Source organism: Mameliella sp. CS4 (assembly GCF_019392335.1).
In the GTDB taxonomy this organism is placed as follows: domain Bacteria; phylum Pseudomonadota; class Alphaproteobacteria; order Rhodobacterales; family Rhodobacteraceae; genus Antarctobacter.
Window position 1 is genome coordinate 204,981 of sequence record NZ_JAHXRQ010000005.1, and the last position, 19,395, is coordinate 224,375.

Sequence of the window (19,395 nt, forward strand, 5' to 3'; positions counted from 1 at the left end):
AGGCTTGGCGATATCATATGGCATCCTCCTCGTGCGGCGAGTTGGATCTGCAGACCTTGAGACGCTCTGTCACTCCACCAGGCTCCAACCATCGATTGGACCGATCGCCTCTAGGAGTGTCGATCTGGCCGCTTCAGCGCTGCCGTGAATCCACCAGGCACGTTGCCAGCCACGCCCACGCCCGAGACGTCGGTAGGAAGCCGATTTAAGCGACATTTCCCTATAAGAGATATTCATAGGGGTTTGTCGCTTAAATGCAGCCCGTTCGAAAGACTTCTGCGCCTTCTTCTCGTTGCTGAACATCTCCGGATGTAGCGCCGTAGCGTCCGCCGGACTGTCGGTCGCGATCCCGCGCAGGAGCATCTTCTGAAACAGGTCAGGCTTCTCGGTGTCCCAGACTGTCAACCGGTCGTAGATCACTGGCAGGGCCACGTCGGAGAGGATGTGCACCTCCAGCGGGTTTGCCGCCGTACGGTTCACGCCGCGTCCGCGACCAACCACCTGGATCACCTCGTCGTCGCAGATTGCCGTCCGCAGGACTTCGGCCCGGTCGTCGGCGTGTCGGACAACAGACAGACCGCGGGTCTTGCCCGTGCGCATGACAATGCCCGCCCGAGTGCCGATGTAGCCTGCCTGCACGATGTCGCCCAGAAAGACCTGCGCCAGCGCCTCTGCCTCGGTGCTCGGCGGCAGAGGACGACCGATGCTGATCAGCAACGAGACGTCTTTGTAACAGTCGAGCCCGGCGACGGCGTTGAAGTGAGCGGTGTCGACGTTCGGGATGTCGATGAACGCCGACTCGATGGACTGGTAGGTGACGACCAGCACCCGGCCGGGAAAGACCCGACGGGCGTGCCAGCGGACGTAATCGACGCATTCGCGCAGGCGGTTCTCCCGGCGGCGCAGCTCCGCTTCCGCCAGCCCCGGCTGAGGGCAGAGCATCGACTTGCCGAAGCTGCCCTGGACGTGGCGTACAGACATGTGCGGCGCCGCGACCTCGATCGACTCAACCGACATGGGCGGCAAGACGGAACTCGCGAGTGCGGGGCGTAGCGTTGCGTCCAGATGCAGGACCGGCTTGACGCGCAGGCTGTCATGCAGGCGTTTCAGCTCACGCATCTCGATGACACAGCGGCCAGCGCCATTCGGTTTGTGAACCTGTACCAGGTGACCGGGTTGCGCGCCGTACCGCATCAGGTCAGCCAGGGCGGTCCAGATCGCGGCCAGCCGGTCGATGCGGTCATTGGTCTTCGCGGTCGCAAAAGCCGGCGCCCTACGCCCGGCAGCCAGCCCCGGGGCAAGCTCCGGGTCCTGCTTGCGCCGGTCCTCCAGCTTCGCCGCGTAGAGGCAGTCATCGTGGTTCAGGCCTGCCGACTTCAGGGCCGGGACCATCTCGCTGCCCTCAGTGACCGAGACCAGGGCCCTGGCAAGACTCTCTCGGAACGCCACGAGGTCTGCCATGGCGTCCACCAGTCTTCGTCCGACACGATCGCCGCCCATGCCGCTGACCGGCTCGGTCAGCAGGTCCTCGACGGCCAGGGCCCGGTCCACCTCCACCGCTCGTTGCCAGCAGCCCTCGTCGACCAGCAACAGTGCCACGTTGTCCTCGTCGAAGGCAAAGCCCGAGAACAGCGCGTCGTAGGGCGCGACAACCACATCCGCCGCGGCAACCTCGCGGCGATTGTGCTGCTTGAGGCAGGTCTCGAAAAACCGGCACCGGGTGCCGTCTTTAGACACGCAAGCGGTCTCGTACACCGGCAGGCGGCTGTCGAGGGACGCCCGCACCATGTCGATGTCCCGGCACATCGGATCGCCCGAGGGGTGTTTCCGCTCGTATCCGCGCAGCACGGCCACCTCGAAACCCCTTCCTGACCAGGACACGGCCATTTCTTCGGCCAGCGCGTGTGACGGCGTGAAGACCAGCACGCGATGTGGCAGGCCCCGGGCTTGCAAGCGTTCCATCAGCCTCTGGATCTCTTCCCGCGCGGCGTGGGACTTGCCGAGACCGACCGTGGCCCGGATGCCTTGGGCGGGCAGATCGGTGGCTTTGCCCGCATGCCAGTCGAGGACGTCGGCACAGAAGTCCGCCAACAGGGTCTGCAAGCGTTCCCGACCCTCCGCGGCGGTCAACCCGGGAGGCGTGTAACCCGGCTCCGGCACCTCCGTGTCCCGCGGCGGGAGGCACCCGTCCCGGGCCAGGCGCAGCTTGTCCGTGACTTTCTTGCGGGCATCCTTGATGTCGTAGGGCTCACCACCGTCCTTACGTGGCCGCTCCAAATTCGTGCTGTCGACGAAACGGATCCAGACCTGTTCGGCCAGTCGGTCGGCACCGATGTGCCTACCGGCATCGAGAGCGTCGTGCACAACGTGGAAGGCGATCCGGCTCAGCCAGCCGTCGCGCCCGTCCACGACGACCCCGTTCTCGCGATGGATACCCCGGCTGGCCGGTCCACGGCTGCGCAGCCCACTGGACACATTCTGCGGACCCGGCGCGGCCTCGGCCAGGAAAGCCTTCATCATCTCCTCGTTGACCAACGGGAGGTCGTCGAGGCTCAGGTCCAGCGGTGTCTCGCCGTCAGGCCAGTAATAGGCGTGGCCAGTATCGGGATGGATGCCAAGACCCACGAACTGCTGGCCTGCGCCGAGCACCTCGATATGACCGGCCGTCATCTTAGGAAAGGGTGTGTCGGTCCGGTAGAGTAGCAACCGCTTCGGCCAGAGACCGACCCGGACCGGGCTCTCTCCGAGGCGTTGAAAGGCCAGCGCTTGGACGAGATGCGCCTCGTCGGGATCGTCAAGGATGTCGATGTCCAGGCCGACCAGATGCCCGGTGCGCAGCCCGATGCCATAACCCGGGTATTTCCGGCTCCATGTGTCGATTGTCGCCGAATCGATTGGGGTCTTGGACCAGCGCGAAACAGCCGGCCTTTTTTTGCCGGGCAGGATGGGGAGTGGCTCAAAACCCTGCGCGAAGAGCTGCGCCGCGCCTTCGGCGAAAGTAATGTGGGCAGCACCTTGGGGGCGGCCGCCGGCCACCCTCTTGTCTGTCTGCTTGTTGCCGGGGTCGCTATGGTGGGGCGCCCCGTCCACGACCTACCGCTCGGTCTCGCCGCTTGCGGCCGCTTCGAGGCGTTTCAGCCAGGCTTCTATCTCCGCGACACGAACAAGGCGGCGGCTGCCGAACTTGAAGCTCTTCAAGTCACCGGAACTGATCGCTTGGTAGAACTTGGTGCGGCCAACCCCGGATATCCGGGCGCCCTCGGCTGGCGCGACGGCGAGAACCGGGTGAACCGGGGAGTCTGCGGGCGTTTCGTCCATGCCCGCGCCCGCGGCAAAGGCATTCTTTTTCCACGAATGGCTCCGGTTCATTGCTAGCTCCGCTCCGAGGGTACCGCAGCGTCAGGGACGCGCGGATCAGGGTCACCGAAGCGATAGCAGATGAACGATAGCGAACTCCCCGCGCGGAGACGGGCGGAAAACGGTCCGGTTTAGCGCGAGGTCAGAGTCTTTTTCTTTTTGATGGCCGTTTCGACACATTGCCCGATCTGATGATCGGAGATATCCGTCGGGACCACGGCCCGAATTACAGAATGCAACCAGTTACTGATGAACCGATCTCCCTTTTCGTCTTCGCGCGAGGATCTCTGCCAACTGCCGGTCAGGTCGAATACGACCCCATGAAGATATGCGGCCAACACCGCCAAGGCTGGGGTTCCGCGCCGCAAACCCCAGGGAACGATCAATGCCGACTCGATGCGGGCGATTTCGTCGCGAAGCGGCTGGATTGCATTTTGATCCAAGGTGGCGAAAGCTGAAACGTCGTGGGAAGAAAGCAACCGCTCCGCCTTGTCCAGGGCTGCGACAGCACGGGCCACGGTTCGCTTGGCTTCTTTCCGTGTTGAAGCATCGGGCACGCCCCGGTCGCTGATCCTAGGCAGGTTGTCCGGTTCAAACAGGATTTCGTCCGCCTCGCGCGAAGTTTCGACAGCGGCTTCGGTGAACCAGCAGGCATTACGGAGTTTCAGGGCAAGCCTTTTTGACGTGACCGGTTGATCCGGGCCGCTGCGCCGCTTTTCAAGTTCACGCGCGCGTTTCCGCAATTGATCTTTGCCAATCAGCCTGACCGGCGACCTTGACAGGGTGGCATGGAGGCTAGCCTTCGCCCGGGCACGCAATGCGACGTCGTCATCATCGGGAAGCTTGCCGTCTTCGTCCAACTTGATCCTCCCACTATTGCCTTGGTCGAAATTAACAAGGTCAGGGATTGTCCGACAGATCGAATCCCATCCACCCCGCCACTTGCCCTCGCGCAAGCGTTTCTCTGATCTGGTCGCCGCCGGATTTTCGCTTGTTTTCAAAGGGGGTTGCAGTGCGGGTTGAACACCGCCTTGTCGGCAATTGGCCCTAAATCCGTTCTCTCGCCCGATATTCTCTGGACCTGATGACTGCGCGATTTTGGTGAATAGCCTGTAAGTCATTGGCCAGAAGTGCTTTTCCATCGCGCCAACCTGAACACTTCGATGCCAGTCGTTTTCGGTGAGAAGGAACAGAAATCGAACGTTCGCCGACCTCCAGATTCAGCGCAGCATTCGGTCTTCTGCGATGCAGCATGCCGTGACGCCAGGCACCAAGGGCGGATTTTGTTGAAAAACTCGCGCTTGATCGATGAGCGTCGTGCTAATTCAATTCCGACATCGGGCGGGAGGATTGGCAATGATGGGACCAAGGCAAGAAGGGCAACCGGCGCTCTTCTACGAGTTCTCGCTTGAGGATCATGTCCCGCAAGACCACCTGCTTCGATCCATCGACCTGTTCGTCGACCTGAGCAGCATCCGTGCCCATCTTGCAGATTTCTACAGCCACACGGGCCGTCCCTCCGTCGATGTCGAACTGCTGATCCGGATGCTGCTGGTCGGCTATTGCTTCGGTATCCGTTCGGAGCGGCGGCTGTGCGAGGAGGTGCATCTAAACCTCGCGTATCGCTGGTTCTGTCGCCTCGATCTGAGCGACCAGGTCCCGGATCACTCGACCTTCTCAAAGAACCGCCACGGCCGGTTTCGCGACACCGAATTGCAGCGTCATCTGTTCGAGGTGACCGTCGCACGCTGTATCGAGGAAGGTCTGGTCAGCGGCCAGCGCATGGCCGTCGATGCCAGCCTGATCGAAGCGGATGCCAACAAGCAGAACTCGACACCGAAGGGGGGGCGGAGGCAGGCAGGCGGACAGCAGTGCCGAAAGCACCAGGACCGCGCAAAGGAGGCCCGCCATGCGTAAGCCTTTCCCGCGACTGGCCGCGTGACAGGGATTAACGGAGACGCATCACAAGATCATGTGCCAAAGGTTTCTTTCTTTGACATGAATCAATGCCCTGCCGGCGCGGTTTCCGCAAATTCCGGGTGTTCGAAGTGCATTCCCCGTGCGGCTCCCGTCCCACTGCCTGAGAAGGACACATAAGCAGGCCATGATCAGAACAGTTGTCGCACCCGTCGCCCCGGTCGCACAGGACCGCACCGGTCTTTTGTCGGCGCTTGCGGTCGCGCGGTCGTTGGGAGCGCATCTGGACGCCGCATTCGTGCGGCCCGACCCCAAGGATGTCTTTATCTACCTGGGGCTAGATCCCACGGTGGCCGACCAGGCGAACAGGGAGCAGCGGACGCGGGTCGAAGCAGACGGACTTGCGGCCGCCGAGCAGGCCGAGACGCGGTTTGCCGTCCTCTGCCGAGAGACCGGGATCGCGATGGTCGACGGACCGACTCCGGCCAAGACCGCCAGCGCTCGATGGCAGGTTCTGGTTGGCGACCCGGCCATTCAGATCCCGGAATACGCAAAGGCGCATGACATGGCGATCTTTACCGGTGCCTTCACCAGCTATCATCTCCTGCTGGAAAACGCGCTAGAGACAACCCTGTTGCGCTCAGGGCGCCCTGTCCTGTTCCTGCCCGAGGCCACTGGCCCATCATCACCCGACTTGGGTCATGCGCTTATCGCGTGGGACGGGGGTGGTGGCGCGGCACGTGCGGTGTCGGCCTGGCTGGCGACCGGGCAGGTGGCGCAGCGCGCAACCGTTCTCCAGCTTTCCGAGGCCAGTGAGTATGTGGCCGAGCCCACAGAAGTCCTAGAACACTTGTCATGGCACGGCATCTCGGCGAAGGCCGACATAAGGCCGCGTGGCTTTGATTCGTTGGGCGCGTCTCTGGTCACGGCGGCACGGGAGAATGGCGCCGGGGTGATCGTTATGGGCGGCTATGGTCACAACCGCTACCGCGAGGCCGTGCTGGGCGGCATGACGCGCCACGTCATCCGAAATGCCCCCATGCCCGTGCTGATGGCGCACTGAGCCGATGACAGCACATGATGATGCCAGTCGGGACAAGGAACCGGGCCATGACGTGGCGGGCAGGGTGTCGCAGATATCCGGGTCGGTGGTCGACGTCCGTTTTCCAATCGGACACCTGCCGCCGATCAATACCGCCCTGGACGTGCGCTGGCAGGGGCCCGGGCGGCTGACGCTCGAGGTGCAACTTCACGTCGATCCGCAGACTGCGCGGTGCGTGGCGATCCAGCAGAACGCCGGCCTTGCCTGCGGAACCCGGGTACTGGACACTGGTGGGCCGATCAGTGTTCCCGTCGGGGACGCCGTCCTGGGTCGGTTGATGAACGTGGTGGGTGAGACCATCGACCGGGGCGAAGACCTGCCCAGGGACACGCCGCGCGCCGCGATCCACCGCAAGCCGCCCGCCCTGGCTCAGCAAAGCGCCCGTACGGAGCCCTTCCTGAGCGGGATCAAGGTCATCGACCTGTTGGCTCCGCTGGCCCGAGGCGGAAAGGCGGCGATGTTCGGCGGCGCCGGGGTGGGCAAGACAGTTCTGATCATGGAGCTGATCCGGTCCATCGCCGACCGGTACAAGGGCACCTCGGTGTTTGCCGGGGTCGGCGAACGATCCCGCGAAGGGCATGAGCTTTGGCTGGACCTGAAGAAATCCGGAGTGATCGACCGTACCGTGCTGGTCTTTGGCCAGATGAACGAGCCCCCAGGGGCGCGCTGGCGCGTGGCCTTGTCCGCGCTGTCGGTCGCCGAGCATTTCCGCGACGCGATGGGCCGCGACGTGCTGCTGCTGATCGACAACGTGTTCCGCTTTGTCCAAGCGGGATCCGAAGTGTCAGGGCTTCTGGGCCGGCTGCCCTCGCGCGTGGGGTACCAGCCGACGCTAGCCACCGAGATCGCCGAGCTGCAAGAGCGGATCGCCTCCACCCACGGCGCGGCGGTGACTTCGATCCAGGCGGTCTATGTCCCAGCCGACGATTTCACGGACCCGGCCGTGGCCGAGACGTTTACCCATCTCGACAGTTCCATCGTCCTGTCGCGCGACATGGCCGCCCAAGGGCTCTATCCGGCGGTCGATCCGCTGGCGTCGAGTTCCACGTTGCAGGACCCTGCCGTCGTGGGCGAACGGCACTATGCCATCGCCGAAGAGGTCCGGCGCCTGATCGAGCAGTATCGCGAGTTGCAGGAGATCATCTCTCTTCTGGGCATCGAGGAACTCAGCGCGAATGACCAACAGGCGGTGGGCCGCGCGCGGCGGCTGATCCGCTTCCTGACCCAGCCTTTTGCCGTGACCGAGCAGTTTACCGGCATCCCCGGCGCGTCGGTCCAGATCGAGGATACGTTGAAGGGGTGCGAGGCGATCCTTGGCGGTGAGGCGGACACCTGGGAGGAAAGCGCGCTCTACATGGTTGGCACGATAGAGGACGCCCGGGCAAAGGAACGGGGGGCGGCGGCATGAGGCTGCTGGTGACCACGCCAACCGCGGTCGTCGAAAACGTAGACGATCTCGCCCATCTGCGCGCGGAAGACGCCACCGGTGCCTTCGGTATCTTACCGGGGCACGCCGATCTAGTTACCGTCCTGCCAGTTTCGGTGGTGACCTGGTCCGGCGACGGGCGCGAGGGTTTCGTGCTGATCAGGGGCGGTGTGCTGCGCGTTAGCGGCGGGGATCTGATCGAGATTGCCGCGCGGGGCGCTTGGCGCGAGGATCAGCTTGAGGAACTGGGTCCATCGGCGCTGGAGGACTTGCAGCGCGCCGACGAGACCGAGGACGTCACGCGCACCGCAGAAACGCGGTTGCACCTGGCCGCCATGCGCCAGATCGAACGCGTGTTGCGCGCGGGCCGCGACGGGCCGGGCACGCCGCCGCGTCTTGACCGGCGGGCCGATGAGACCGCGTCATGAGCACGCCGAACCACAAGGGCCGCAAGGACATGGAAGAGGCGGTGCGCCTGCGCAAGCAGCGGCGAGACAGCTGGAAACAGCAGGGCGAGCGCCCGCTGTGGAAGAACCTGTCGATGGTGGGCGCGCTGGGCTGGCTGGTGGTGGTGCCGACGCTGATCGGGGTCTTTGCCGGTCGCTGGCTCGACGGTCTGTTCGGCTCCGGGGTGACCTTCAGCGGGGCGATGACCTTCCTGGGGGCGGGCCTCGGGTTCTACCTGGCCTGGAAAAGGATGAACGAGGAATGACCATGCCCGATACGATGATCCTGATTGCCTGGCTCGCCGTTGGAACTGTGTTCGGGGCAGCCTATTTGTGGTTGATCGCGCGTACCGTGGCGGCGATCCAGCCTCCCGGTACCGCGCGCGCCGCGTTGGGCTGGCTGGCGTTGCGGCTTGTGCTGGCGGCCGGGGTTTTGACGCTTTCCGCCATGCAGGGCGCGCTCCCGCTGCTCGCCGTTCTCGGGGGGTTCCTCGTGGCGCGAACGGTGGCGATCCGCCGCGCAGAGAGAGCCTGAGGCATGGAGGGCAGCCCACTTGCTCCGGACATCCTGTTCCATCTCGGCCCGGTGCCGATCAGCCGCGCCGTCGCGACGACCTGGGTGATCATGGGTTTGCTGGCCGGGCTGCTCTACGTCGCTTTCGGCCGTCCGGGTGCAAAGCAAGGGGCTTTGCAGGCGGGGCTGGAAATCGTCGTGCTGACCATCGCCGACCAATTGCGCCAGATCCTCGGGCGCGATCCCTGGCCCTACATACCGCTTCTAGGATCGCTGTTCCTGTTTCTCTGCCTCGCCAACCTCGCCGCCGTCTTTCCCGGCGCCACGCCGCCCACCGGCCATATCGAAACGCCGGCGGCACTGGCACTGATCGTCTTCCTCTCGGTCCATTTCTACGGTGTCACCCGCCGGGGCGCGAGACGCTACCTGCAGCACTACCTTGAACCGAGCCCCTTGTTGTTGCCACTGAACCTGCTGGCCGAGGTGACGCGCACCTTTTCACTGATGATCCGGCTGTTCGGCAACATGATGAGCCATGAATTCGTCATCGCCATCGTCGTGTTCCTGGCCGGTCTGCTAGTGCCGATCCCCTTCTTGCTGCTGGGGATACTGATCGGCATCATCCAGGCGTATATCTTTACCGTCCTCGCAACCGTCTACATCGCCGCCGCCGTCGGCGCCGTGGAGGCATGAGAAAGGGAGTTCCATGGAATATCTGGTCGAAGTCGTCAGCATCATCGGCGCGGTGGTCGCCGTGTCCTTCGGGGCGATCATGCCGGCCTTCAGCGAGGGTCGCGCCGTGGCCGCCGCGATGGAGGCCATCGCCCGCCAGCCCGAGGCCGCGAACACGCTGTCCCGGACGCTGTTCGTGGGGCTGGCGATGATCGAGACCATGGCGATCTACTGTCTCGTCATCGCGCTGCTGCTGCTCTACGCCAACCCCTTCACGGGCTGACCTCATGCAGATCGATTGGTGGACGCTTGCGCTTCAGACGATCAACTTCCTGATCGTCATATGGCTACTGACCCGGTTCCTCTACCGGCCCGTCCGCCGCATCATCGAGGCGCGCGAGGCTGCCGACCGCAAGGCCTCCGATGACGCCGCCGACAAGGCCGAGGAGGCTGAGAAGGCCCGGCAGGCTTACGAGGAAAAGCGTGCGGCGCTGGAAGAGGAGGCGCGCAAGACGGACGCTGTCTTCCGGGGGGACATCGAGGCCGAGCGCGTCGCAATCCTGGAAGAGGCCCGCAAGACCGCCGAAGAGATGCTGACAAAGGCGCGCGACCGGATCGAACGGGACAAGGACGCCGCGCTCGTGGCTCTGCGCGGCCAGATCGCCGATCTGGCGGCGTCGCTCGCCCGCAAGGCCCTGGAGGACCGGCCCGCCACGTCCCGGGATGCGATCGCCCGCGCGGCAGCGCAGATCGACGAGTTGCCCGAAACCGAGAGGGCCGACCTGTTGCGAGATCTGGATGCCGAGAACGCGGCGCTGACGGTGGTCACGGCCGTGTCGTTGACTGACAGGGTGCAGGGCGAGTGGCGCAAGGCCCTGTCCGAGCGGTTTGGAGGCGACATCCGAACTGCCTTCGAGGTAGATCCGGACATCCTTGGCGGAGCTCTTCTGCGCTATCCCCATGCGGTGTTCGACTTCTCGGTGGCCGGCAGGCTCGACCGGGCGGCCGAGGCGTTGGAGGCCTGACCCGTGGCATTCGAGGACGATCTTGGACGGTGGATCACAGACGCCCGCGCGCGGCTCGACAAGGCCGAGGTCGCGCCGGGGATCGCGCATTCGGGGCGGGTCACCGCCATCGGCGATGGTGTCGTCCATGTCGCCGGGCTGCCGCACACGCGGCTGGACGAGCTGCTGCAGTTCGAGGACGGCACCCTGGGGCTTGCCATGACCATCGACCAGGCGGGCGTGGGAGGGGTCCTGCTGGCACATGGCGAAGGCATTTCCGCCGGGAGCGCCGTCCACGGGACCGGCGAAATCGCCCGGGTCCCGGTCGGAGAAGCGCTGCTGGGCCGCGTGATCTCGCCCGTGGGCGAACCGCTGGACGACGGACCCGAGGTCGTCGGGGAGCGGCGCGACCCGGTGGAACGCCCGGCCCCGGGCATCGTGGATCGGGATCTCGTGACCGAACCGCTGCTGACCGGCTTGACCGTCGTCGATGCGATGATCCCGTTGGGGCGAGGGCAGCGGCAGTTGATCATCGGCGATCGCAAGACCGGAAAGACCACCATCGCGATTGATACGATCATCAACCAGAAACGGTCGGACGTGATCTGTGTCTACGCCGCCATCGGGCAGAAGGCATCGACAGTGGCCCGCGTGATCGACGCGGTCAAGACGCATGGGGCGGTGGATCGCACGGTCTTTGTCGTCGGCCCGTCGGACGCGCCGGGGGCGCAGTGGATCACACCCTACGCTGCCTGCACGATCGCCGAGTATTTCCGCGATCGCGGCCAGCACGCGCTGCTGATCCTCGACGACCTGACCAAACACGCGATCATCTATCGCGAGCTGTCGCTGCTGCTGCGCAAGCCGCCCGGCCGCGAGGCCTATCCGGGTGATGTCTTCTACCTGCATGCCCGACTTCTGGAACGCGCGGCAAAGCTGTCCGGGCGGAACGGGGGGGGATCGTTGACGGCGCTGCCCATTGCCGAAACGCAGGCGGGCAACATGACCGCCTATATACCCACCAACCTGATCTCGATCACCGACGGCCAGATCTACCTGGAGCCCAAGCTTTTCTTCGAGGGTCAGAAACCGGCCGTGAACGTTGGCATCAGCGTCAGCCGCGTCGGCGGAGCCACCCAGGCCAAGGCGATCAAGACGCTCGCGGATTCGCTCAAGCTCGACTATGCACAGTTTCTGGAACTCGAGGTCTTCACCCGGTTCGGCGCCATGGTGGACGATCGGACGGCCCGGAAGATCGCGCATGGCCGTCGCCTCCGGGCGATCCTCAAGCAGACGGAATATGCGCCGCTCCCCTTGTCGCTCCAGGTAACGCTGCTGCTGGCGGTGGCCCAAGGGAGGCTGGACGATGTGCCGCTGGACGAGGTCGCCGGGATACGCGCAACGCTTGCCAAAAGGTTGCCGGCGGAACTGCCGAGGATCGCGGCGGAGATCGATCAGTCCGCGACCCTGTCCGACGAAGACCGGAAAGACCTGCTTGCACTGATTGACCGCTGTATCGGGACGTCGGACGCGGAGCAGATTTGATGGAACAGCTGTCCCGCATCGAGTCACGGCTGGAAAGCTTGTCCGAACTGGGCGACCTTGTCGGCGCGCTGAGGTCCATGGCCGCGTCGCGGTCGCGTGAGGCGCGCGAGGCCCTTGCCGGTACGCGAGCCTATTGTGCAACGGTCGAGGCGGCAATCGCGTCGATTGCGCCGCTGGAGACGACCGGACCGTCCGCAGCAGCCGCGGATGGATCGGCCGTCCTGATCGTCCTGACATCGGAAAACGGCTTTGTCGGCGGCTTCAACACTCGGCTCGTGGAACGCGCGGCCCGGGTTCGGCTGGACGACGAGCAGCTGTTCCTCGTAGGGCGGCGTGGGCAGGTATCGGCGGATGAGCGGGGACTTGTTGCGGACCATGTGTTCGGCATGACCTCGCGGGCAGGTGCGGTGACGGCGCTGGCGCGCCGGATCGTGGCACTGGCGCAGGGCACTGGCGCGGTGCGGGTTCTGCATGCGGACCACCGGCCCGGTTCGGCCTTCGAGATCAAGGAGACGCGGATCCTGCCATTGGAGGCGGCGCGACCGAAGGGCGCGAAGACGCCCGAGCCGCCCATCATCCAGATGCCGCCCCAGCAGCTTTTGCAACAACTGGCGTGGGAGTATCTATTTGCCGAGATCGCCTCGGCCCTGATGCAGAGCCTTGCCGCAGAGAATGTCGAGCGCCTGCGAACGATGGATGCGGCCTCGCGCAACATCGAGGATCGGCTGGACACCTTGAAGCGGCAGGAGCGGGTCGCGCGGCAGGAGGAAACGACCGCGGACATGCTTGACGTGGTGGTCGGGGCAGAGGCGGTCACCTCTGGTTGAGGATGTCGCGCTTTGGCGCAGTCCCAACGCCGCCCCGGGGACACCGCGTTCGCGAAGGACGCGAAACGCCCACTCAGGCCCGGACCCAATCCCATGCTGCGTCCAGATCATCGGCGGGAAACACGCGGACCTCTCCCTTGAACAGGAAGGCGCTGAGCTTGACGCACCAGACCACCCAGTCCGGCGCGCCGACGAGGGCGAGGCGTTCGAAATCGGCGACATGGGCAAAGCCGAAGGCGGTGTCGTCCCAGGCCGCCTTCAGGTCCCAGCCCTGGAACCCGGGGTCGGCATGGAACAAGACCCGCAGCTTGCCATGTTCCGTGAACCGCTCTTCCAGCATCGGCAGAAGGGTCTCGTAATCCGTCGCATGCAACGTGCCGGTGACCCTGAGCCCCACCACCTTGCCTTGGGATCCATCCATCACTACGATCATGTTCGGGCTCCTAGTCCAGCCGGTTGAGCCAGCGCGCCAGCGTGTCGCTGATGGCGTCGGCCTCGTCGCGGAAACTTTCGTGCAGCGCTGACCAGTCGTCGGCGCCCTCTGTCTCAGCGCGGGCGATCCGTTCGGCCAGGGTGTCATGGCGTTGCCGGCACTGCACCAACTGCGCGATGGCCCGAGCCTTGTCGGGTTCATCCGCACTTTGAAGCCGTTCTTCGAGCCGAGTAATGTCGGCATTGTTTTTCGCGAGCCGTTCCTTGAGGTGGGAAACGTAACTGTCCGTAGCCATCAATTCGGTCCTTCCTGGTCATGCGTCGCCCCGCGGGCGGCCTTCAAAGTTCATACATCTGGTGCAGCCTTGGCATCTCGATCGTCGTATCCCGCAAGGCTTTTGCGAACTTGGCACGCGCGTCCTCTTCGCCATGAATCAGGAAGGTGCGCGCGGGCGTGCCGGCGCGGCGGTGCCAATCCAGCAGGTCGTGCCGCCCGGCATGGGCCGAAAAGCCGTTGATCGTATGGACATGCGCCTTGACCCGGACGTGATCCCCGAACAACTTTATCGAGCGGGCGCCGTCGATGATTATGCGGGCAAGGGTGCCTTCTGCCGCGAAGCCGACGAAGATCACGCTGCAATTCCGTTGGCCAAGATTGTGGCGCAGGTGATGGCGCACGCGCCCACCGGTGCACATCCCCGATCCGGCCATGATGATCGCGCCCGAATGGACGTGGTTCAGCGCCATGGAATCCCGAGTTTCCTGGACGAAATGCAGGTCTGGCAGCTGGAAGGGATCTTGGCCTTTGCGGATCATCTCCGCTACCTCGAGTGTCATCGCTTCGGGGTGGGCCCGGAACAGGCGGGTGGCCGAAATCGCCATCGGGGAATCCAGATAGACGGGTGTCGAGGAGCGAAGCGTTTCAGCCTCCATCCCCTCCCGAAGGTAGAACAGAAGCTCTTGCGCGCGTTCCAGCGCGAAGGTGGGTATGATGACATTGCCGCCCCGCGCCGCGGCGGCCTCGATCGCCTCATGAAACTCTTCCACCGAGTCGGCAAGCGCGCGGTGGTCCCGGTCGCCATAGGTCGTCTCCATCACCACCACATCGGCTGTCGCAGGCGGTGAGGGCGGGTTCAGGAACGGCCGCTCGCGCGGGCCCACATCGCCTGAAAAGAGAATGCTGCGGCTGTCCCCGTCCTCGGTCAGGTCCAGAAGGATGCTGGCCGACCCCAGGATATGCCCGGCGTCGTGGAAGGTGGCGCTGGCGCCCTCCCAGAGTTGGACAGGCTTGCCATACTCGGCGGCTGGCCCGAAGCGGTCGAGACTGTCCAGCGCATCCATCGAGTCATACAGCGGCTCGGCATCGTGTTGGCCATGGTGCCTCCGGCGCCTGGCCTCCTCCTCGTGAAGTTGGGCGGAATCGAGCATCACGACGCGGGCGAGGTCGCGGGTCGCGTCGGTGCATAGGATCCGGCCTCGAAAACCTCGTCTGACGAGCAGCGGGATGCGTCCGCAATGGTCGAGATGCGCGTGGGTCAGTAATAGGACGTCGATCTCGGCGGGCTCGAACCCGAAGGGCTCGGCATTCAGTTCGTGCAATTCCCGACCGCCCTGGAACATGCCGCAGTCGACAAGGATCCGACGCCCCGCAGCGGTGACGAGGTGGCAGGATCCCGTGACCTCGCCGGCGGCGCCGTGAAAAGAGATGTGCATGGCGAATTTCCTTCAGGGGGTTAGCGGTTTGCCCGCGCGGTCATACCAGCGCAGAATGTCGGCCCAGATCTCTTCGGCGGTTTCGGCGAACCAGAACAGGTCGCGGTCCTCGGGGGCAATCATGCCTTCCTCGACCAAGGCGTCCGCATCGAAGATCCGTGTCCAGTATGTTTGCCCGACCAGAACCACGGGCAGTGGTTCGATCTTGCGGGTCTGGATCAACGTCAGGGTTTCGAACAATTCGTCGAGCGTGCCGTAACCGCCCGGAAAGACGACGAGCGCGCGGGCACGCAGAAGGAAATGCAGCTTGCGGATCGCGAAATAGCGAAGGCGCATGCACAGTCCCGGGGTGACATAAGGGTTCGGATACTGTTCATGCGGCAGAGTGATGTTGAGCCCGACTGTACGCGCACCCTTGTCATAGGCGCCGCGGTTGGCGGCCTCCATCAGCCCGGGGCCGCCGCCCGTCACCAAGGCAAGACGGTTGCCGGCGCTACCCTCGGCCTCGCCGACGAGGCGGCCAAAGGCGCGGGCGACTTCGTAGTAATGGCTGTTCGCGGCGATCCTGCGGGCGATGCGCAGCCGGTCTGCCAGGGCCTCGTCATCCGGCGCCTGGGCACATTGCGCCTCGAGGCTGGCGACCCTGAGGTGGGCGGTGCGGGGTTCCGGCAGGCGGGTGCCGCCGAAGACGACGATGCTGTGGCGCACGCCCTGTTCGGCGAGCAGGGTCTCGGCCTTGAGGTAGTCCAATTCCAGCCGCACCCCCCGCGTCCCATCCAAAGCGAGAAAGCCCACATCTTCGTCCGCCTGTCGGTATTCGGGGCTATTCAGGATGGCGTGAACGAGATCCGCGGCGCGTGGGTCTTCGTGTCCGGATTTGGGTGTCGTCCAAGGCAGCGCCTCGTGTCGGCGCACCGGGTGCGCGGGTGCTGGTTTGGCGTTTGGCTCTGAATGGTGGTTTGTCAAGCGCTCTTCCCCTTGATGAGGAAGCCTAGGGGCCGGTGCGGAGCCTGTCTTTGACGCCGGTCAAGGCCGGGGCCTCATCCGCCGCCGAGCAGCGCGTTGCCGGCCATGCCCAGGGCGAAGCCCGCGAGGGCGGCCAGCGAGGGCGCCTGCCGGTTGTCCAGATGTGCCTTCACGGCGATGTCCTGGAACATCAGGTAGAGGATCCCCCCCGCCGCGGACATCATGATCGCGCCGGTCACGACTGGCAGATCGGCGAGAAAGACATATCCAAGCACGACCGCCACGGGCCCGATGGCGGACAGAGCGAAGAAAATGCGCATGACGTGTCGGCGCCGGTGTCGGCCGCGCGCCTTGAGTTCGCGCCAGGCGTTGAAGGCCTCGGGCAGATTCTGGCCGCCGATCAGCAGCGCCAGCAGCGCCGCTTCGGACGATTGGCTGGCCATGATCGCACCAAGCGCGATCGCCTCGGGCACGAAATCGGTAAGCATGGCCAGGAACTGCGCATTGCTTTTCGCATGGGTGTGGCGAAGCCGTTCGACGAGAGCAAAGGTCGCGCCGCCCGCGAAGAAGGCGACCAGCGCGGCCCAGATGGGCATCAGTTCAAGACCTTGGGGCACCAGTACAAAGGCGACGGCGGCCATGAGGATGCCGCCGCCAAAGGCCATCACGCTGTGGCGCACCTCCTGTTCGAGCCAGCGCGGCTGGATGCGTTCGACGCTGGCTAGATAGCCGCCGACCGGGATCATCAGCCCAGCAAAGGCGCCGTAGACCAGGGACAGAATGATATCCTTCAAAGGGCGCCCGCCATTCAGCTGCTGAGGGGATCATGACGTGGTCCAAGGGCTGTGAAAAGCCAAGGCACCGCCGAAGGATTAAAAATTTAGATGTTCACGGCTCTCTTGCTTGAATTATTTGAGGGATTCATCTCGTGAAATCGGCATGGTAGCAGGGATGCACGAGCAGACGTGCTTCCCCATGCGAAAGCTACTCATCCTCGCCAACGTTCTGTTGCGGGACGAACGTGAATGGCGACCGACCGTCACTTGACGAAGACGGATACTCCAGCACCCGCGCCAGCGTCACCTCCTGTCCCTGCTTCCCGTTCAGGACCGCCTGGACGATGTCCGGTGCGAGCAGGGTCAGGCGCAGGACGCGGGTCGTGTAGGAGGGCGCGATGCCCTCCCGCTCGGCCAGTTCGGCGATGGTGGCGTATTCGCCCGACTCGAGCATCCGCTTCCATCGGAACGCACGGGCCAGCGCCTTGACCAGCGTGCTGTCCGTCCGGCGCGATGGCATCGCGCCGTCCGGCAATTGCATCTCCTTCCGTCCGCCGCGCTTCACGATGCGGAACGGGACATGGAGCGTGACCGTCTCGGGAACGACGGCTCCCGTGCCGCCGACCAGTAATTCTCCTATGAGGCCGTCGAGGCCATCGATGGCGGAGGAGGGTATTTCATTATATACATCAGTATTTTGAGAGAAACTCCGCCCACGAGCTCATAAGGTTCCGCCTTTTCTCGAACAAATCACCGCGGGCGTAGGCGGCTTCGGCCTTGTCCTTCAATTGATGGGCAAGCGCGGCTTCAATGACTTCGCGCGGAAAGACAGTGGTTTCGCCGGCCCAATCCCGAAAGGTCGAACGAAACCCATGGACAGTAATGTCTGAACGGTTCATGCGCTTGAGGACGGCAGACAGCGTCATATCACTCAGTTGGCGGTCCAGCGCTTTGCCACCGGGGAACACCAGCGCATCAGGTTCTGACCTTTCGCCCAATTGCACTAGCGCAGCATCCGCCAACGGGACGCGGTGTTCCTTTTCAGCTTTCATACGCTTGGCCGGTATGGTCCAGACCTTGTTCGCAGCGTCGATCTCACGCCAGCGCATCCCTCGGACTTCGCCGGAACGCGCGGCAGTGAGGACGGCGAAGGCCAGGGCCCGCGCTCCGAAACCTTCCCGCTCGGCGAGGTTCGCCATGAACGCTGGGGCCTCGCGCCAGTCTAGCGCGGGATGGTTCACGACGGCACGCACCTTGGAAGGGCGAGGCAGAATGTGGTCGAGGTGTCCGCGCCACCGCGCCGGGTTTTCACCCTCACGTGCACCGATCACCTTCGAGTAATCCAGAACGGCCTCGATCCTCTGCCGCAAACGGCTGGCCGTCTCGGGCTTCTCGGTCCAGATCGGTTTCAGGACGGCAAGAATGTCCTGTGTCTCGATCCTGCGGACATCCTGTTCGCCAAGTGACGGAAAGGCGTAGGTGGCGAGCGTAGATGTCCACTGCGCGGCATGTTTGGCATTCCGCCAGCCGCTGCGTTTGGTCTCTACGAGCGCTTCAGCAGCAGTCTTGAAACTCACCGAAGTGGTCTTCTCCCGTTCGGTCAATGGGTCCTGTCCGGCCTCCAGCAATCTGCGCGCTTCAAGTGCCCTGTCGCGGGCCATCGCCAGTGTGACCTCTGGCCATGCTCCAAGCCCCATGTCTCGACGGCGGCCGCCTTTCTGGTAGCGCAGGACCCACGATCGTGCGCCGGATGGCTTGACAAGCAACATGAGGCCGCGCCCGTCGGTGTGACGACCAAGCTTTGCTGTTTCAACCTTGCGGGTACTGAGCGCCATGTACGGTTCCCACATTCATTCCCACACCTTAACGTGGTTTGACATGAACGCCTGTGAACAGCAAGGAACTTGGGCAGATGTAGACCACCAATATTTAATGATGAAATATGGACATATCTGTATTTTCATGAACATCCGCGAACCAAAGTTCGTCGGACTTCCTATCCGCCATTTACCTTTGATAATATTGAAAAAAAAGCGCGACGGCGACCATACCCGCCTATTTGCCCACCATGCTATTTACGCTTGGAAACGACGCGACATGCTCCGGGCGTGACGGAGCGGCGGTAAATTGCTGCGGACCAAGTTTGGTCTCTGCCATCACACATCTGCCGAAGCAGATGCTGCCAGATTGGCATGTCACTTGCGACCAGATACACCCTGCGTCACGACTGCGGTTCGCAGCCCCGCCATCCTCCCGCAGTCTCTCGTCAGTCAAACCTCAAGACTTGCCCCAACGATCTGCCCAAGGCAGGTGCTAAGGAAAACTATCCAAGACCGAGCCCCCCCATGGCCCGCAAACCCGCGCTTTCCACCGACAAGCTGAAAGACCTTGGCGCCGAAAAGCTCGCGCAGTTGGTGCTGGATGAGGCCGAGCGCAACGCCGGGTTTCGGCGGCAGGTCAAGGCAGCGCTGGCCGGAAGGCTGGGCCGCAGGCCATAGCCAAGCTGGTCGACCGGCGGCTTTCCGGCTTGGCGCGGGCCCGGAGTTTCATCGAATGGGACAAGGCCCACGCCTTTGCCAAGGATCTGCGCAGCCTGACCGATACCCTCACCTCCGAGCTCGGCGCCGCCGCGCCGCCGCGCCGGGGCTCGCCGTGGACCGGCTGCTGCGTTTCATCGCCACCCATGAACAGGTGTTCG

General features: G+C 64.1%; 20 protein-coding genes and 2 pseudogenes. 12 read left to right on the plus strand and 10 right to left on the minus strand.

Annotated features, from left to right (window positions below; translation table 11 throughout):
* Window positions 1-69: 69 nt before the first annotated feature.
* From KZZ07_RS09220 to KZZ07_RS09230, 3 genes are all read right to left on the minus strand, one after another.
* Window positions 70-3,036: a bifunctional DNA primase/polymerase gene (locus tag KZZ07_RS09220; RefSeq protein ID WP_219513686.1), complete on the minus strand. Its 2,967-nt coding sequence runs from the start codon at window positions 3,034-3,036 to the stop codon at window positions 70-72.
* A 57-nt stretch (window positions 3,037-3,093) separates the two neighbouring features.
* Complete coding sequence (locus KZZ07_RS09225) at window positions 3,094-3,369, minus strand: helix-turn-helix domain-containing protein (RefSeq protein WP_255564243.1); 276 nt, start codon at window positions 3,367-3,369, stop codon at window positions 3,094-3,096.
* Window positions 3,370-3,488: 119 nt separating this feature from the next.
* Entirely contained in the window at window positions 3,489-4,217 is a 729-nt protein-coding gene (locus KZZ07_RS09230) for a hypothetical protein (protein ID WP_219513687.1), read from the minus strand.
* A gap of 496 nt (window positions 4,218-4,713) precedes the next feature.
* Between KZZ07_RS09230 and KZZ07_RS09235 the strand changes: the two are divergent.
* The 11 genes and pseudogenes from KZZ07_RS09235 to KZZ07_RS09285 all read left to right on the plus strand — a co-directional run.
* A pseudogene (locus tag KZZ07_RS09235) lies at window positions 4,714-5,190 on the plus strand (transposase); the annotation flags it as partial.
* Window positions 5,191-5,461: 271 nt separating this feature from the next.
* The gene (locus KZZ07_RS09240) at window positions 5,462-6,337 is read left to right on the plus strand and encodes a universal stress protein (protein ID WP_219513689.1); all 876 of its coding nucleotides are present in this window, start codon (window positions 5,462-5,464) and stop codon (window positions 6,335-6,337) included.
* Window positions 6,338-6,341: 4 nt separating this feature from the next.
* Window positions 6,342-7,784: a F0F1 ATP synthase subunit beta gene (atpD, locus tag KZZ07_RS09245; protein WP_219513691.1), complete on the plus strand. Its 1,443-nt coding sequence runs from the start codon at window positions 6,342-6,344 to the stop codon at window positions 7,782-7,784.
* Complete coding sequence (locus tag KZZ07_RS09250; RefSeq protein ID WP_219513693.1) at window positions 7,781-8,230, plus strand: F0F1 ATP synthase subunit epsilon; 450 nt, start codon at window positions 7,781-7,783, stop codon at window positions 8,228-8,230. Before atpD ends, KZZ07_RS09250 begins: the two co-directional genes overlap by 4 nt.
* A complete protein-coding gene (locus KZZ07_RS09255) occupies window positions 8,227-8,514 on the plus strand; it encodes an AtpZ/AtpI family protein (protein WP_219513694.1) in 288 nt (95 codons plus the stop codon). The genes KZZ07_RS09250 and KZZ07_RS09255 overlap by 4 nt, the downstream gene beginning before the upstream one ends.
* The gene (locus tag KZZ07_RS09260; RefSeq protein WP_219513695.1) at window positions 8,511-8,783 is read left to right on the plus strand and encodes an N-ATPase subunit AtpR; all 273 of its coding nucleotides are present in this window, start codon (window positions 8,511-8,513) and stop codon (window positions 8,781-8,783) included. The genes KZZ07_RS09255 and KZZ07_RS09260 overlap by 4 nt, the downstream gene beginning before the upstream one ends.
* A 3-nt stretch (window positions 8,784-8,786) precedes the next feature.
* Window positions 8,787-9,455 (plus strand): F0F1 ATP synthase subunit A, encoded by a 669-nt coding sequence (atpB, locus tag KZZ07_RS09265; protein WP_219513696.1) that lies wholly within the window; start codon window positions 8,787-8,789, stop codon window positions 9,453-9,455.
* A gap of 13 nt (window positions 9,456-9,468) precedes the next feature.
* The gene (locus tag KZZ07_RS09270) at window positions 9,469-9,717 is read left to right on the plus strand and encodes a F0F1 ATP synthase subunit C (RefSeq protein WP_219513697.1); all 249 of its coding nucleotides are present in this window, start codon (window positions 9,469-9,471) and stop codon (window positions 9,715-9,717) included.
* Between the two features lie 4 nt (window positions 9,718-9,721).
* A complete protein-coding gene (locus KZZ07_RS09275; RefSeq protein WP_219513698.1) occupies window positions 9,722-10,459 on the plus strand; it encodes a F0F1 ATP synthase subunit delta in 738 nt (245 codons plus the stop codon).
* Between the two features lie 3 nt (window positions 10,460-10,462).
* Window positions 10,463-11,983, plus strand: a complete 1,521-nt coding sequence (locus tag KZZ07_RS09280) for a F0F1 ATP synthase subunit alpha (protein ID WP_219513700.1) — start codon at window positions 10,463-10,465, stop codon at window positions 11,981-11,983.
* Window positions 11,983-12,810, plus strand: a complete 828-nt coding sequence (locus tag KZZ07_RS09285; RefSeq protein WP_219513701.1) for a F0F1 ATP synthase subunit gamma — start codon at window positions 11,983-11,985, stop codon at window positions 12,808-12,810. Before KZZ07_RS09280 ends, KZZ07_RS09285 begins: the two co-directional genes overlap by 1 nt.
* 73 nt (window positions 12,811-12,883) lie before the next feature.
* On the opposite strand, the gene KZZ07_RS09290 is transcribed toward KZZ07_RS09285, so the two are convergent.
* From KZZ07_RS09290 to KZZ07_RS09320, 7 genes are all read right to left on the minus strand, one after another.
* Window positions 12,884-13,243, minus strand: coding sequence for a SpoIIAA family protein (locus KZZ07_RS09290; protein ID WP_219513702.1), 360 nt, complete (start codon window positions 13,241-13,243; stop codon window positions 12,884-12,886).
* A gap of 10 nt (window positions 13,244-13,253) precedes the next feature.
* Complete coding sequence (locus KZZ07_RS09295) at window positions 13,254-13,538, minus strand: hypothetical protein (RefSeq protein ID WP_219513703.1); 285 nt, start codon at window positions 13,536-13,538, stop codon at window positions 13,254-13,256.
* A 43-nt stretch (window positions 13,539-13,581) separates the two neighbouring features.
* Window positions 13,582-14,955 carry an MBL fold metallo-hydrolase RNA specificity domain-containing protein gene (locus tag KZZ07_RS09300; protein ID WP_219513704.1) on the minus strand — a complete coding sequence of 458 codons (1,374 nt, stop codon included), beginning with the start codon at window positions 14,953-14,955 and terminating at the stop codon, window positions 13,582-13,584.
* A gap of 12 nt (window positions 14,956-14,967) precedes the next feature.
* A complete protein-coding gene (locus tag KZZ07_RS09305; protein ID WP_370631094.1) occupies window positions 14,968-15,717 on the minus strand; it encodes an LOG family protein in 750 nt (249 codons plus the stop codon).
* Window positions 15,718-15,995: 278 nt separating this feature from the next.
* Window positions 15,996-16,667, minus strand: coding sequence for a ZIP family metal transporter (locus KZZ07_RS09310; protein ID WP_255564245.1), 672 nt, complete (start codon window positions 16,665-16,667; stop codon window positions 15,996-15,998).
* A gap of 238 nt (window positions 16,668-16,905) precedes the next feature.
* On the minus strand, window positions 16,906-17,238 hold the full coding sequence (locus KZZ07_RS09315; RefSeq protein WP_255564246.1) for a hypothetical protein: 333 nt from the start codon (window positions 17,236-17,238) through the stop codon (window positions 16,906-16,908).
* Window positions 17,239-17,386: 148 nt separating this feature from the next.
* Window positions 17,387-18,532, minus strand: coding sequence for a tyrosine-type recombinase/integrase (locus KZZ07_RS09320; RefSeq protein ID WP_219513705.1), 1,146 nt, complete (start codon window positions 18,530-18,532; stop codon window positions 17,387-17,389).
* 510 nt (window positions 18,533-19,042) lie between these two features.
* Here KZZ07_RS09320 and KZZ07_RS28065 point away from each other — a divergent pair.
* Window positions 19,043-19,395: pseudogene (locus KZZ07_RS28065) on the plus strand (DUF6880 family protein); the annotation flags it as partial.

Excerpts from the sequence above, each read along its gene's own strand:
- KZZ07_RS09315 (WP_255564246.1), bottom strand. The coding sequence starts at position 17,238 with ATGCAATTGCCGGACGGCGCGATGCCATCGCGCCGGACGGACAGCACG.
- KZZ07_RS09250 (WP_219513693.1), top strand. The coding sequence starts at position 7,781 with ATGAGGCTGCTGGTGACCACGCCAACCGCGGTCGTCGAAAACGTAGAC.
- KZZ07_RS09320 (WP_219513705.1), bottom strand. The coding sequence starts at position 18,532 with ATGGCGCTCAGTACCCGCAAGGTTGAAACAGCAAAGCTTGGTCGTCAC.
- KZZ07_RS09290 (WP_219513702.1), bottom strand. The coding sequence starts at position 13,243 with ATGATCGTAGTGATGGATGGATCCCAAGGCAAGGTGGTGGGGCTCAGG.
- atpD (WP_219513691.1), top strand. The coding sequence starts at position 6,342 with ATGACAGCACATGATGATGCCAGTCGGGACAAGGAACCGGGCCATGAC.
- KZZ07_RS09275 (WP_219513698.1), top strand. The coding sequence starts at position 9,722 with ATGCAGATCGATTGGTGGACGCTTGCGCTTCAGACGATCAACTTCCTG.
- KZZ07_RS09255 (WP_219513694.1), top strand. The coding sequence starts at position 8,227 with ATGAGCACGCCGAACCACAAGGGCCGCAAGGACATGGAAGAGGCGGTG.
- KZZ07_RS09300 (WP_219513704.1), bottom strand. The coding sequence starts at position 14,955 with ATGCACATCTCTTTTCACGGCGCCGCCGGCGAGGTCACGGGATCCTGC.
- KZZ07_RS09310 (WP_255564245.1), bottom strand. The coding sequence starts at position 16,667 with ATGATCCCGGTCGGCGGCTATCTAGCCAGCGTCGAACGCATCCAGCCG.
- KZZ07_RS09285 (WP_219513701.1), top strand. The coding sequence starts at position 11,983 with ATGGAACAGCTGTCCCGCATCGAGTCACGGCTGGAAAGCTTGTCCGAA.
- atpB (WP_219513696.1), top strand. The coding sequence starts at position 8,787 with ATGGAGGGCAGCCCACTTGCTCCGGACATCCTGTTCCATCTCGGCCCG.
- KZZ07_RS09295 (WP_219513703.1), bottom strand. The coding sequence starts at position 13,538 with ATGGCTACGGACAGTTACGTTTCCCACCTCAAGGAACGGCTCGCGAAA.
- KZZ07_RS09260 (WP_219513695.1), top strand. The coding sequence starts at position 8,511 with ATGACCATGCCCGATACGATGATCCTGATTGCCTGGCTCGCCGTTGGA.
- KZZ07_RS09225 (WP_255564243.1), bottom strand. The coding sequence starts at position 3,369 with ATGAACCGGAGCCATTCGTGGAAAAAGAATGCCTTTGCCGCGGGCGCG.
- KZZ07_RS09270 (WP_219513697.1), top strand. The coding sequence starts at position 9,469 with ATGGAATATCTGGTCGAAGTCGTCAGCATCATCGGCGCGGTGGTCGCC.
- KZZ07_RS09240 (WP_219513689.1), top strand. The coding sequence starts at position 5,462 with ATGATCAGAACAGTTGTCGCACCCGTCGCCCCGGTCGCACAGGACCGC.